14 protein-coding genes and 1 other annotated feature are annotated in these 13,376 nt (G+C 36.9%); of the genes, 4 read left to right on the top strand and 10 right to left on the bottom strand.

Going from position 1 to position 13,376, the window contains the following annotated elements; translation table 11 throughout:
* Positions 1-60: 60 nt before the first annotated feature.
* The 4 genes from fumC to ACQKM9_RS12190 form a co-directional block, all read right to left on the bottom strand.
* Positions 61-1,443, bottom strand: coding sequence for a class II fumarate hydratase (gene fumC, locus ACQKM9_RS12205; RefSeq protein WP_427734609.1), 1,383 nt, complete (start codon positions 1,441-1,443; stop codon positions 61-63).
* Between the two features lie 151 nt (positions 1,444-1,594).
* Positions 1,595-2,110 (bottom strand): PCYCGC motif-containing (lipo)protein, encoded by a 516-nt coding sequence (locus ACQKM9_RS12200; RefSeq protein WP_427734608.1) that lies wholly within the window; start codon positions 2,108-2,110, stop codon positions 1,595-1,597.
* A 173-nt stretch (positions 2,111-2,283) separates the two neighbouring features.
* Complete coding sequence (locus ACQKM9_RS12195) at positions 2,284-3,849, bottom strand: SPFH domain-containing protein (RefSeq protein WP_427734607.1); 1,566 nt, start codon at positions 3,847-3,849, stop codon at positions 2,284-2,286.
* A gap of 18 nt (positions 3,850-3,867) precedes the next feature.
* A complete protein-coding gene (locus tag ACQKM9_RS12190) occupies positions 3,868-4,401 on the bottom strand; it encodes a hypothetical protein (protein ID WP_427734638.1) in 534 nt (177 codons plus the stop codon).
* Between the two features lie 241 nt (positions 4,402-4,642).
* On the opposite strand from ACQKM9_RS12190, the gene ACQKM9_RS12185 reads away from it, so the two are divergent.
* From ACQKM9_RS12185 to ACQKM9_RS12175, 3 genes are all read left to right on the top strand, one after another.
* Positions 4,643-5,263 carry a DUF47 domain-containing protein gene (locus ACQKM9_RS12185; RefSeq protein ID WP_038186284.1) on the top strand — a complete coding sequence of 207 codons (621 nt, stop codon included), beginning with the start codon at positions 4,643-4,645 and terminating at the stop codon, positions 5,261-5,263.
* 14 nt (positions 5,264-5,277) lie between these two features.
* Complete coding sequence (locus tag ACQKM9_RS12180; RefSeq protein WP_427734606.1) at positions 5,278-6,276, top strand: inorganic phosphate transporter; 999 nt, start codon at positions 5,278-5,280, stop codon at positions 6,274-6,276.
* Positions 6,277-6,414: 138 nt separating this feature from the next.
* Complete coding sequence (locus ACQKM9_RS12175; protein WP_427734605.1) at positions 6,415-8,532, top strand: MMPL family transporter; 2,118 nt, start codon at positions 6,415-6,417, stop codon at positions 8,530-8,532.
* 46 nt (positions 8,533-8,578) lie between these two features.
* On the opposite strand, the gene ACQKM9_RS12170 is transcribed toward ACQKM9_RS12175, so the two are convergent.
* The 5 genes from ACQKM9_RS12170 to ACQKM9_RS12150 form a co-directional block, all read right to left on the bottom strand.
* Positions 8,579-9,184 carry an alpha/beta hydrolase gene (locus ACQKM9_RS12170; protein ID WP_427734604.1) on the bottom strand — a complete coding sequence of 202 codons (606 nt, stop codon included), beginning with the start codon at positions 9,182-9,184 and terminating at the stop codon, positions 8,579-8,581.
* 237 nt (positions 9,185-9,421) lie between these two features.
* Entirely contained in the window at positions 9,422-9,580 is a 159-nt protein-coding gene (locus ACQKM9_RS12165; RefSeq protein WP_427734603.1) for a hypothetical protein, read from the bottom strand.
* Positions 9,581-9,787, bottom strand: a complete 207-nt coding sequence (locus ACQKM9_RS12160; RefSeq protein ID WP_427734602.1) for a hypothetical protein — start codon at positions 9,785-9,787, stop codon at positions 9,581-9,583.
* A gap of 48 nt (positions 9,788-9,835) precedes the next feature.
* Positions 9,836-10,303 carry a hypothetical protein gene (locus ACQKM9_RS12155; RefSeq protein WP_427734601.1) on the bottom strand — a complete coding sequence of 156 codons (468 nt, stop codon included), beginning with the start codon at positions 10,301-10,303 and terminating at the stop codon, positions 9,836-9,838.
* A gap of 46 nt (positions 10,304-10,349) precedes the next feature.
* A complete protein-coding gene (locus ACQKM9_RS12150) occupies positions 10,350-10,889 on the bottom strand; it encodes a histidine phosphatase family protein (RefSeq protein ID WP_427734600.1) in 540 nt (179 codons plus the stop codon).
* 83 nt (positions 10,890-10,972) lie between these two features.
* Positions 10,973-11,172 (top strand) — a binding site (T-box leader).
* A 40-nt stretch (positions 11,173-11,212) separates the two neighbouring features.
* On the opposite strand from ACQKM9_RS12150, the gene proS reads away from it, so the two are divergent.
* On the top strand, positions 11,213-12,643 hold the full coding sequence (gene proS, locus ACQKM9_RS12145) for a proline--tRNA ligase (protein ID WP_427734599.1): 1,431 nt from the start codon (positions 11,213-11,215) through the stop codon (positions 12,641-12,643).
* Positions 12,644-12,750: 107 nt separating this feature from the next.
* On the opposite strand, the gene ACQKM9_RS12140 is transcribed toward proS, so the two are convergent.
* Positions 12,751-13,371, bottom strand: a complete 621-nt coding sequence (locus tag ACQKM9_RS12140) for an NUDIX hydrolase (RefSeq protein WP_427734598.1) — start codon at positions 13,369-13,371, stop codon at positions 12,751-12,753.
* Between the last annotated feature and the right edge of the window lie 5 nt (positions 13,372-13,376).

Below are 13,376 nucleotides of genomic sequence, written 5' to 3'. Positions count from 1 at the left end.
AAAGCCTTGCACTCAGCAGTATTTCTTCTGCTGTTGTACAAGGCTTTTTAATGTTGTAATTTAAAATTTAATCATTTTCACTGGGTCTACTATTTCATCAAATTGAGCTTCAGTTAATAATCCTGTTTCAAGAGCTGCTTCTTTTAATGTTAGGTCATTTTTATGTGCATGCTTCGCTATTTTTGCTGCATTTTCATAACCAATATGTGGATTAAGTGCCGTCACTAACATAAGTGAATTTTTCACAAAATGGTCTAGTTTTTCTTCATTTGCCTCAATGCCTACTAAACAGTGTTCGTTAAAGCTTCGGATAACATCGCTTAACAAACTGACAGATTGCATGAAGTTGTATAGAATAACAGGCTTAAATACATTGAGTTCAAAATTCCCTTGGCTAGCTGCAATACCAATCGTCACATCATTGCCCATAACTTGAGTTGCCACCATCGTAACGGCTTCACATTGTGTTGGGTTTACTTTACCAGGCATAATAGAGCTACCCGGTTCATTTTCAGGAATGGTAATTTCGCCAATACCACTTCGAGGACCACTTGCAAGCCAACGAACATCATTGGCAATTTTCATCATATCTGCTGCCAAGCCCTTTAAAGCACCATGCACATGAACAATTTGGTCATGGCTAGTGAGCGCATGAAATTTATTTTTAGATGAAATGAAATGGAGTCCTGTTTCTTCATCTAAAGCTTTAGCTACTCTGTCACCGAATCCACTAGGTGCATTGATACCCGTCCCTACTGCCGTTCCTCCAATCGCAAGCTCTAGTAAATGCTCTTTGCTTTGCTTAATCATTTGCTCTGATTTCTCAATCATATGCAACCATCCACTTATCTCTTGACCCAGTGTTAAAGGTGTTGCATCTTGCAAATGCGTACGGCCAATTTTAATCGTCATTTTAAATTGCTCAGCTTTCGCCTGCAATGTTTCTTTTATCTCTTGTAGAGCTGGTAGTAAATCATTCGTAACAACAGTAATAGCTGCAATATGCATAGCTGTCGGAAATGAGTCGTTAGAGCTTTGAGATTTGTTAACATCATCATTTGGGTGCAGTCTTTCATCACTACCTTGTTTTTGCAAATATGCATTTCCAAGATGGGCGATCACTTCATTGACATTCATATTAGTTTGCGTACCACTACCCGTTTGCCACACGACAAGCGGGAATTCTCCATCCCATTTACCTGCCATAATCTCATCAGCTGCGTGTACAATGGCATTGGCCCTAACTTGTGACAGATTACCAATTTTAGCACTGACAGTAGCTGCCGCTTTTTTTAGAAGTGCATACGCATAAATAAATTCAATTGGCATTTGTTCTGTACCAATTTTAAAATTCTCCTTACTACGCTGTGTTTGAGCTCCCCATTTATGTGCTGATGGTACTTTTATCTCTCCCATAGAATCATGTTCAATACGATAATCCAAAATCATCCATCTCCCTTGTTTTTCTACGAAATTTATTACCTTTCTATTATTTATGATAACGCTTTCTTATTGAAATGTCCTAAATGCTGTTTGCATAAGAGATATAAAAAAACCCTGCACGCAAAAGCTAGTACAAGGTTTGAGAATTATATTAAGCTGGTGTTGGTGTTGGCGTTGGTTTAGCGTAACCTTCTTTATAAGCTTCATCAATTACATCGCGAATCTCTTTTAATGACTTACCCTCTTGCGCCATTTTAATTGATTGGATTGCTATTTCTACACAAGCTACACAGCGTGTCCCATGATCATCCCAAACGATTGAACCGTCCTTTTTTACTTCTTTAATAAAGCAGTTCATATTACTTTTATGGCCAGCACTTTCTCCACATCCGCAGTAGCAAGGTATCCATTTTAAAATTTCCGTTGCTTGACCTGTTGCTTTATAAACAAGTTTCAAATCTTCAGACTGTTTATCTAAAAAGCTTGGTAGAACTTCTGCTGAAGGTGTTGTCTCTTGAATATCACCATTGGCTACAGTGTGTTGATGTCCTGCTTCTACATTGTGTTGTTCTTGTTTTACCGGCGCATCTGCCTTGTCCTCACCACTACTGCAAGCAGTCAATAACATTGAACCAGCTAGTAATAACGTTAACCATTTAAATTTCATTACTAATAACTCCTTCATACACTTTTCCCCTATTGTACCTTAATAAGTATCAAAACTTTTATGACAAATAATTTACATTATCAGTAGGTAGTAAGCTTTTCTATATTGTTAAACAGATCCTCATCTTTTTATACATAAAAAACTGACTCATTTTCATGAGCCAGCTCTTTCATTTAAGCTTCTTCTTTTGGTTCTAAAACTGCAGTTGTAGATGCAGTTGACTTACCTTGAACTTCATCTGCCAATCTTTCGATACTTGGACGAATGGTACCCTTGCCTGAGTAGTTTTCTATTAGTTCTTTCATATCAATTCCTGATGTCTCTTTAAGAGATTCTTGTAAAGTAGACATTAAGTTGGTTGCATAAGCAGTGACTTTGTTAGCACCACTGCCACCTTCACCACCACTTCCTGTATCAACAACTGTTATTTTGTCGATATTTGAAAGCGGGCTAGCAACTTGTTTCGCATACTCAGGCATCATGTGGATAACCATATCGAGCACAGCTGCTTGGCCGTATTGCTCGAATGCTTCGGCAATTTTACGTTTCGCTTCTGCTTCTGCAAGACCTTTAAGGCGGATAATATCTGCTTCTGCTTCACCTTGTGCGCGCTCTGAGTCAGCTTTTGCAAGACCATCTAAACGTACTTTTTCTGCATCAGCTTTCGCTCTTGCTTCGATGCTATATTTCTCCGCATCAGCTTGAGCTAATTGTTTCATTTTATCTGCTGCTGCATTTTGCTCTATTGCATAACGATCCGCGTCCGCTTTTTTCTTCACTTCAGAATCGTATTGTTTCTCACGACGAAGAATCTCTTTTTCTTCTAATTCAATTTGTTTTTGACGCTCGATAATACGAACTTGCATTTCCTGTTCTGTTACTTCTTGTTTTGCTTTAGCTGATTCTAATTCATATGCTTGGTCAGCACGGGCTTTAGCGACATCTTGCTCGCGGCGGAATTCAGCTACTTTTAATTGGTTTTCTTTTTCTGCTTCTGCAATTTCAGTGGCACGTTCAAGCTCTGCTTTTTGCGCTTCTTTATCTGATTCAGCACGTTTAATACGTGTTTCCTTTTCGGCCTCTGCTGTTGCAATGTCAGCGTCACGTCTTACTTGTGCGATTCTTGGCTTCCCTAATGAATCTAAGTAACCGTTTTTATCACGTACATCCTTGATTGTAAACGATACAATGATTAAACCCATTTTAGCTAAATCTTGTGATGCAACACGTTGAACTTCTTGTGAGAATTTATCGCGATTTTTATATATTTCTTCAACTGTCATAGAACCTAAGATCGAACGTAGATGGCCTTCTAAAACTTCCTTCGCCTCATTCTCTCGTTCTTCTTTAGGTTTTCCTAAGAACTGCTCTGCTGCTGTCGCAATTTCAGAAATAGAACCGCCGATTTTAATGATTGCAATACCATCCGCCATTACTGGAACACCTTGCTCTGTATATACTTCAGGTGTTGTGACTTCTAGTTTACTTGATAATAAGCTTAATGGTTCCGCTTGCTGGAATACAGGAAGTACGAATGTACCACCACCACGGATAATTTTAATTCGATTTCCTGATTCGTCTGTATGTACATTTTTTGATCCTAAGTAACTACCAGTTACGATTAGCGCCTCATCTGGACCTGCTGTTCGGTATTTCGTAACATAAACACCAATAATCGCCAATAACACAAAAGCTACAATTCCTATAACGACTAATAACCCTATATTTCCAAAATCCATTTCATTTCCCCCTTTAATCTATTTTGAAAACATCGGCTCATATGCTCTGACATACACCGTGCCTTCTTTTACTTCTACTATAAGGACTTTTTGGTTATACTCAACTTCTTCATTATCATAACCTACAGCACGTTTTGAAATTAAACCATTTACAGTTTCAATAACAACTTCACCAAACCCATCAACAGGAATAGGTACGATCACCTTACCAATTTGCCCTGCCAATGACTCATCTGTATATGCCATTGATACTTCTGCTGATTTAAGTGGTAATAAGATAAAGAAATAGAGCAATACACTTAATACGGTAGAGATAATTGTTGCAATTGCGATGATCATGATACTAGAAAATGACGTTAAACTTTCCAAGATGAAACCAATTGCTGCAAAGAATGTTAGAAAAGAAAGAATAACCGCTGGATTAAAAAACGGAATACCTTCTCCAACACCATCAATTACATCTCCAAAAAATAAAAATAAGACCATGCATACTGCAAGAATTATTAGGGAATATAAATACACTTGTTGGATTGCTATACCAAACAGTTCTATTAGACTCACCTCTCATACTTATGTTATTTTCCTCACAATAAGTTATACGGTTAAGTAGAAGGAAAGTTTCGTTTTTTTTCAAATATTTTACACATTTTATTTTGAATTATTTCTAATGTTACGGGAATGTAAATTTTAGTCGAAATTATGTAAATAATGTGGGGATTCCTATTGCATTTTGATATGATTGTGTAGCGTTAAAAGAGATTGATAAGTTGAGATTCAACCTAGGAGGATTCACATGTTTAGCTCAAAAAAACAAGACCCTTTTTTTGCGTCGCTATTGAAAATTGCAGAAACAGTTAATGAAGCTGTACATTATGCAGATGATTTTAAAATTACAAGCATCGCAGATTTAAAAGAGCTTAGCGTAACATTAAAACAGTATGAGACCGATGGAGATAAATTAATTCATGAATTAATTTTCATGTTAAACAAATCATTTATGACACCGATCGAACGTGAAGATATTTTGGAATTAGCTGTACGTATGGATGATGTTCTTGATGGCATTGAAGGCTGTATCGCCCACTTCGAAATGTTCTCATTAACAGAGGTAGACGACTATATGCGTGATTTCCTTAAATACATCGTAAAAAGTACAGATGAAATCGTCGCAGCAATGGGACATTTAACAAACAAAAAACTGATCGATATGCGTGATCATTCCATCCTCATTAAAGACTATGAGCGCAAATGTGATGACGTTCTTCGCACATCAATTAAACAACTATTCTTACATGAAAAAGATCCTATTCGCATAATTCAATTCAAAGATATTTATGAACAACTTGAAGAAGTAGCTGATTACTGCCAAGATGTTGCAAATACAATGGATACAATTATAATGCGTAACGCCTAGGAGATGTAGATATATTGGATACTGTTCTATTTTTAACCATTCTTGTTGTAGTTTTCGCATTATTATTCGACTTCATTAATGGTTTTCACGATACTGCAAATGCCATCGCAACTGCTGTTTCTACACGTGCATTACCTCCTCGTGTAGCTGTCTTAATGGCCGCAACTATGAACTTTATAGGTGCAATCACATTTACAGGCGTAGCAAAAGCATTGGCCAAAGATATCGTTGACCCTTTTTCACTTGATAACGGGGTTGTCATTATTTTAGCTGCTTTGCTATCCGCAATTATTTGGAACTTAGTAACTTGGTATTATGGCATTCCATCTAGTTCATCGCATGCCCTAATCGGCTCCTTAGCTGGTGCAGCAATTGCTGCTGCAGGTTTTGCTGTTTTAAACTATGAAGGATTTATCAAAATTATTAAAGCATTAATCTACTCACCATTTATTGCTTTCTTTGCTGGTTTTATCATGATGTCCATTTTCAAAGTGTTATTCAAAGACTTAAACTTATACCGTACTAATAAAGGATTCCGCAGGCTACAGATTTTCACTGCTGCGATACAATCTTTTACACACGGTACAAACGATGCTCAAAAATCAATGGGTATTATCACAATGGCTTTAATTGCTGCTGGATTACAAACTGGTGACGATATTCCAATGTGGGTACGTATCGCAGCTGCAACTGCAATGGGATTAGGTACATCCATTGGTGGATATAAAATTATCAAAACTGTTGGCGGTAAAATTATGAAAATCCGACCTGTTAACGGAGCAGCTGCTGATTTAGCTTCTGCTGCTGTTATTTTTGGTGCTACACAGCTTCACTTACCTGTAAGTACAACACATGTTATCTCCACTTCTATCATGGGGGTTGGTTCGGCTCAACGTGTAAAAGGGGTTAAATGGGGCGTAGCAAGGAAAATTGTTATTACGTGGATAATCACTTTGCCAACATCTGCATTAATGGGAGCAGCTATCTTTTTTGTTCTCAACTTATTTATTTAATAATTACCATACTAGGTTTCCATTCGCTATCGGATGGGAACTTTTTTTATGTAAAAAATTTTGACTGTTTAACGACAAAGCTAGACAGTATGCTTTACACTAATCCATAGAGCTGTTTAAGAAAGGTGGTACATACATTTGCAAGGCTTATCTCGATTTATAACAAAATATTATAAAATAATCGCAACGATTTGGTGTGCATTGTTCATTATCTTTGCATACTTCGCTATTCAGTTACCTGGTCAATTGAAAGGCGATGGTTTTAAAGTTAATGGCGATCATCAAGCGGTTATGAACGAACTAACAGCAGAATTTGGACTACCTGCTGAAACTATATTTGTCGTATTTGATAAAGTCAAAGACGACGATATTAAAGCGACATTACAGAAAATCGAAGAGGTAGAGGAAATCGATTCTATTCAATCTCCTTTACAGAACTCGGAACTTCATAAAAAAAATATCTCCTATGCTATTTTAAATTTCGATAATACCATTGAGGATATGTCAATTGTAGTCCCGAAAATTCGAGATAAAATAAACAATAAACAAGGAGTTACTATAACAGGTGGATCGGTGATTTCTTCTGATCTTAATACAGCCAGTCAAAAGGACTTAGCTAATGCAGAAGCAATTGGTTTACCCATTGCATTACTTGTGTTATTACTAGCATTTGGTAGTGTTGTTGCTTCACTCCTACCAATTGTAATTGGTATCATTACCGTCATATCTGCGTTTGGCATACTATCTATGTTGAGTGGACAGTTTAATTTATCCATCTTCATTATGAATATTATTCCTATGCTTGGACTCGCACTCAGTATAGATTTCGCTTTGTTATTTATCAATCGTTATCGTGAGGAAAGATTACACTCTACCATTCAACAAGCTGTGCAAACAACTATTCAAACTGCCGGTCGCTCGATTATCTTTTCTGCATTTTGTGTCATGATTGGCCTCGGTGCGATGATTGTTATCCAAGTAGAAATATTCCATAATATCGCACTCGGTGGTACGATTGCAGTTTTCCTAGCAGTTGTTGCTTCATTAACTTTGTTACCCGCAAGCATATTGTTACTAGGTGATCACTTAAATAAATGGACGATTATTCGAGTGAAACCAAATAGTGTATCGCGTTGGCGTAGTTTTGCAACACTAGTCATGAAACGTCCCGTGACAATCGCTATTATTTCCTTGATTATCTTAGGAATAGGTATTGTCCCCGTGAAGGATATGAAACTAACCATTCCACAAATGGATGCTTTACCAACTTCATACGATTCTCGTACTTCTTTTGAGAAACTACAAAAAGAATTTGATTTAGGCAAAAACTCTACAGTTTATTTATTAGCAGAACGTGAAGATGGATGGGATTCCAAAGCTGGTTTAAATGACATCCTAGAGCTACAAAAAGCATTACAGAAAGATGCCTTAGTCCTCGATGTGAAGACCATTTTCACTGAATCTAAAATCAATCGCGTAGAGGACTGGCAGCAAAGTATGAAAAACCTTTCTGCTAGCGAGCAACTAAAACCCTTAAAAGAAACATTTATACATGATAATCAATTATTTATCCCCATTACATTAGATGCTAAAGGAGCTTCTACAAAGGCACAAGATTGGGTGAGAAAGTGGTCGAATAAAGATTTAAACATGAACTTTAAACTTGGTGGAGAAGCGAAATTTAATCAAGAAATTTTCGATGAAATTTCAAATAAAATCGTTATAGCCTTATCCATTATTATTGTTTCAACATTCTTTATTCTAATGCTTGCATTCCGTTCTGTGTTAATTCCTATAAAGGCTATTTTAATGAATATTATTGGCTTATCATCAGCTTTCGGAATCCTTGTATATATATTCCAATACGGAAATTTCGGCATAGAGGAAGGGACAATTGTTTTAATCATACCGGTTATTACATTTTGCCTGGTATTCGGCTTAAGTATGGACTATGAAGTATTCCTGATTTCAAGAATTCAAGAAGAATATGAAAAAGGCGCGAGTAATACGCGTGCTACGATTGATGGACTTACTTCTACAAGTAAAATCATTACATCTGCTGCATTAATTATGATTGTTATTACAGGTGCATTTGCCTTCACAGATGTAATGCCTGTGAAGCAAATAGGTGTCGGCATTGCCATTGCCATCGCTATTGATGCGACAATTATACGTCTAATGCTCGTACCAAGTCTGATGAAATTATTAGGTGACTGGAACTGGTGGATGCCGTTTCAAAAGAAATATCGCAAATAAAAAAGAGGCAACCTGTTAATAATCAGGTTGCCTCTTTTCATATTTATTAAAAGTGATTTGCATACCAAGCTTTTGCCGCTTTTAATTCATCATGTGTTAACTGATGACCATAATCGCTCCAATATACCTCTACTTCTGCCCCTGCTGCTGTTAGCAATCCTTCTAAATCTTTAGATTCTTGAGGAGGGCACATATAATCATTTTTACCAGCACCAATCCAAATTGGTAACTGTGGTAATACTGGCACTTCAATATCTCTTCTTGGAACCATTGGATGATGCAAAATAGCACCTTTCACGATTGCCCCATTTCGGAATAACAGACTACCTGCAATATTTGCCCCGTTCGAATAGCCAATTGCTACAACATTCTCCCGATTGAAGCTATATCGCACCGCTGCTCCGTCGATAAATTCAGCCAATTCCTTTGTACGGACCTCTAAATCAGCCATATCAAAAACGCCTTCTGCTAAACGTCTGAAAAAGCGCGGCATGCCATTCTCTACAACATTTCCTCGTACACCTAAAAGAGAAGCTGTTGGATCAATCTCTTTTGCTAAAGAGATTAAATCATGTTCATTCCCACCAGTGCCATGTAGCAACAACAATGTTGGCTTACTATCATCAGTACCTTTAATGAAAATATGTTGCACGGAGAATCCCCCTATCTATATTCTACAATCAATATCTTGAATTCGAGATAATTATAGATTGAACAGTACTAGGAGTCAATGAATATGCTTTGGAACCATGCTTAGAATGATTCTTATAAAATAGTTGAATTGAAAGGACAATCAATATAACTGCAAATATTACGACAGTAACTAATGCAATAACTGTTTTTTTACCAGACATAAAATTACCTACTTCCTTTAGCATTTTTGCGAGAACTATCCGACCTCGACATTGTATGCCATATTCAAAAATTTCTTCTTAATAATGATTAATCCAATAATCATGTGGAATCCACATTTTTGATACAGCCCCAGTTGACCAATGCTAGAGTTACCCGTAGCGATTAGAATTCGACGAACCAGCTGTTGCTTCACTTATGGCTTACTGAATAAGTGACGTACCAAAATTATATTCTTACCTTTTCCAGCTATAGCAATGTTCACTGCCTCGATGGTTTCTGTATTATGAATCAACAAAACGACCACCCCAACATCCTCACCCGCCATACTCGCGATATAATAATTACCATCGCGAATATATTGTGCAATCATGTGCTCAGACGGATCAGCTAGTAACAGCAAGTCCATTGGTGGTCGTTCAAATACCGCCAATAAACGATATTGTTAACATCATTTTTTAGACGGCTTAAAGCCTTCAGAATATAAATAGTTTTCCGCATCATCACGAGTTCCGAAGCTTTCTTCTAAATTGAAGCCATGATATACATTCCAAAAAGGATCTTCTTCTACTAAAAGAAGTTGGTCATCATTACGGTTACGCCAGCTTTGCTCAATTCTCACTTCAGGAACTACTTCATCAATTTCAGATAAGTACATAAGGGAATCTTCGATAATTTCACGTAGCTCTTGCTCAGAGAAATCACGGATATTTATTAAACCACGATCGTCTGCTTTATAACGTAGTAAATCCCCTACGTAAACAAAACCGTTACCGTTTGGGTGTAATTTTTCTACCACAATTTTTTTCTCATATTGGCTACCATCAAAGTGATAATTTAATCGTTTCATCGAAATTTCTTTACGAGTTAATTGAGGGAAACTTTCGATGATCGCTTGTTTTTGTTCAAATGTTAACATAATATACTCCTTTTTCGTTTGCATTCAACCTTTAGTATAGCATTTTTTACATATCAATTCGCTTTATATCAACATCTTGTCCATCTTTCGTCAATAAAAATACATCAGGATTTCTCATAGTTTTCCATCCTGTAAAACCAAATTTCGAATTGTATTTTGTAATGAGTATTGATAATAGATTGCCATGCGAAACAATTGCAGTATCAGCAATAGATGATTCGAGTAATTCTTTGATTAACTGTTCAATTCGTACAACTGCTTCTTTGCTTGATTCTCCACCTATGAACCTCAAGTTTTCATCGAGAAAAGTTTGTTCCAACTTTTCTAACCAATCATCAAAATTTTGTGTACTTAATACACGTTCAGCTAGTCTTTCATCCTGTTCAACTTCTATTTGCATTTTCTTGGAAAATGGTTCTATCGTTTGGATTGCTCTTGTAAACGGACTAGAAATAACTCTCTTTATATCGTATTGTTGTAATCTCTCTGCTAATTGTTTAGCCTGCTCAATACCCTCACTTGTAAGAGTTGCCTCTTTTTCTTGACCATAAGCCTTACAATGACGAATAATGTAAATTTTATTCATTAACACAACTCCCCTATCTTTTGAATAATATTATATAGTATTGACATACTATTTAGACAATACTATAATCACAAACAACAATAATTGAAACTAAGACAAGGATTAGTAAAGAATGACCTGTTTTTATAGAGAGAGGATTGATTGGTGGAAGATTCTCATTAACAGCTTCTTGAACCTACCTTCGAGTTCGTCATTGAAAAATGGCGCGGCGACAGTCGTTAACATGTTCGAGAGTAAAGCTTCGCTTTAAATAAGGGTGGTACCGCCGTAATGGGTCCCTTGTTTAAGGCGGGGCTTTTTATTTTAAAGAAGAGGTGTTTATAATGGCAAAACAATTTGTAAAAGACGTAACAGCAATGGATGAGGATTTTGCTCAATGGTATACAGACGTTGTAACAAAAGCTGATTTAATCGATTATTCAAGCGTTCGTGGTTCAATGATTATACGTCCTTATGGCTATGCATTGTGGGACAATATCAAAAATGAACTCGATACAAAACTGAAAGAAACAGGTCATGAAAATGTTTATATGCCTCTATTCATACCTGAATCACTTTTACAAAAAGAAAAAGATCACGTAAAAGGATTTGCACCGGAAGTGGCATGGGTTACGCATGGTGGGGACGAAAAACTACAAGAGCGCTTAGTTGTACGTCCAACTTCAGAAACACTATTCTGCGAACACTATGCTAATATTATTCATTCTTATCGTGATCTACCAAAGCTTTATAACCAATGGGCTAATGTTGTACGCTGGGAAAAAACGACACGTCCATTCTTGCGTACACTTGAGTTTTTATGGCAAGAGGGACACACTGCTCACGCTACACAAGAAGAAGCGCAAGAGGAAACATTACGTATGTTAAATGTGTATGCTCAAATTTGTGAAGAGTACTTAGCTATCCCTGTATTAAAAGGGCAAAAAACTGAGAAGGAAAAATTCGCAGGCGCTGAATCCACTTACACAATCGAAACATTAATGCATGACGGGAAAGCATTACAATCAGGAACATCACATAATTTTGGAGATGGTTTTGCACGTGCATTTGATATTAAATATCTTGATAAAGAAGGCAAACAACAATTTGTTCATCAAACATCTTGGGGTTTCACAACACGTATAATAGGGGCACTTATTATGGTTCATGGTGATGATCGTGGTCTAGTCGTTCCTCCACGTATTGCACCCACACAAGTAATGATTGTTCCAATTGCTCAACATAAAGAAGGCGTCCTGGATTTTGCTTATGATTTAAAAGAACGTCTTGGAAAAGTGGCACGAGTTAATATTGATGCTAGTGATAAAAAACCAGGTTGGAAATTCAATGAGTATGAAATGAAGGGTATTCCAGTACGCCTTGAAGTAGGACCAAAGGACATCGAAAATAATCAAGTGGTTCTAGCCCGTCGTGATTCAGGGGAAAAAATTATCGTGTCACTTGATGAACTAGAAGTAAAATTACCTGCAATGTTAGAAGAAATACAAAATGATTTATACAATAAAGCACTAAATCACCGTGAAGAAAACACATTTATCGTTCAAACATTTGATGCATTCAAAGCACAACTTGAAGAAAAACAAGGATTTATCAAAGCCATGTGGTGTGGTGACCAAGCGTGTGAAGATAAGATTAAAGAAGAAACAGGTGCAACTTCCCGATGTATGCCATTTAAACAAGAACAGATCTCAGAAGTGTGTATCTGTTGCAGCAAACCCGCAGAAAAAATGGTCGTATGGGCTAAGGCATATTAAATGCTGAAGCGGCTCGTATAATTGAAGATAGCCTAAAACCGCCACGTCCTGTGGCAACGGCTATACTTCAAAAACAAAAAGCACGTTGCATCTGCAACGTGCTTCCCTTATAAAACCTCCATTAATTTAACTAAAACATTATCCATATAGGATGCATTATGCTCAACAAAATCAGCGTATATAGCATTTTTTACAAGAGGTATCTTCTTTCCACCTTCGATGATTTCAAACCCCTCGACATATAGAGTTTTAATCTTACCTGAGTAGAAATCCTGCACTGTACCAAGCTCTGCTCGAACAATACCAGCAACCTCATCCTCTTGTAATTGAAATCCTACAAAGTCTACGTCACTAAATACATAGTACACATGGGCAAATTCCATATCAATCATCGGTGGCTGTTGAATACGCGTTTCAAATACCCCAAGCTTTTTCACATCATTAACCGTAAGTGGCAAACCAAGCTCCTCTTGTAATTCACGAATGCCTTCCTCAGCTCGTTCATTCGCTAGTAAATGCCCAGCGGCCGTTATATCAAACTGACTTGCATAATCCTTCTTACAAGCGCTTCTGAGCTGAAAATAAAGGTAGTACTTATCTTCTATCTTACTAACAAGCCAGCAATGAAAAGTCTCATGCCAAAAGCCTTTCGCGTGTACCTCTTCTCTAGATGCCTCACCAATAGGTTCATGTTCATCATTAAATATTCTTAATAATTCACTTTCCATATTTG

This window comes from Viridibacillus sp. NPDC093762 (genome assembly GCF_050279675.1).
Taxonomy (GTDB): Bacteria; Bacillota; Bacilli; order Bacillales_A; family Planococcaceae; genus Viridibacillus.
The sequence above is the reverse complement of the archived record's forward strand: the minus strand, read 5'-3'. Positions and strand labels throughout refer to the sequence as shown.

Bases quoted from the DNA above. Each gene is read 5' to 3' on its own strand.
- ACQKM9_RS12185 (WP_038186284.1), top strand. From the start codon at position 4,643: ATGTTTAGCTCAAAAAAACAAGACCCTTTTTTTGCGTCGCTATTGAAA.
- proS (WP_427734599.1), top strand. From the start codon at position 11,213: ATGGCAAAACAATTTGTAAAAGACGTAACAGCAATGGATGAGGATTTT.
- ACQKM9_RS12200 (WP_427734608.1), bottom strand. From the start codon at position 2,110: ATGAAATTTAAATGGTTAACGTTATTACTAGCTGGTTCAATGTTATTG.
- ACQKM9_RS12155 (WP_427734601.1), bottom strand. From the start codon at position 10,303: ATGTTAACATTTGAACAAAAACAAGCGATCATCGAAAGTTTCCCTCAA.
- ACQKM9_RS12140 (WP_427734598.1), bottom strand. From the start codon at position 13,371: ATGGAAAGTGAATTATTAAGAATATTTAATGATGAACATGAACCTATT.
- ACQKM9_RS12195 (WP_427734607.1), bottom strand. From the start codon at position 3,849: ATGGATTTTGGAAATATAGGGTTATTAGTCGTTATAGGAATTGTAGCT.
- ACQKM9_RS12150 (WP_427734600.1), bottom strand. From the start codon at position 10,889: ATGAATAAAATTTACATTATTCGTCATTGTAAGGCTTATGGTCAAGAA.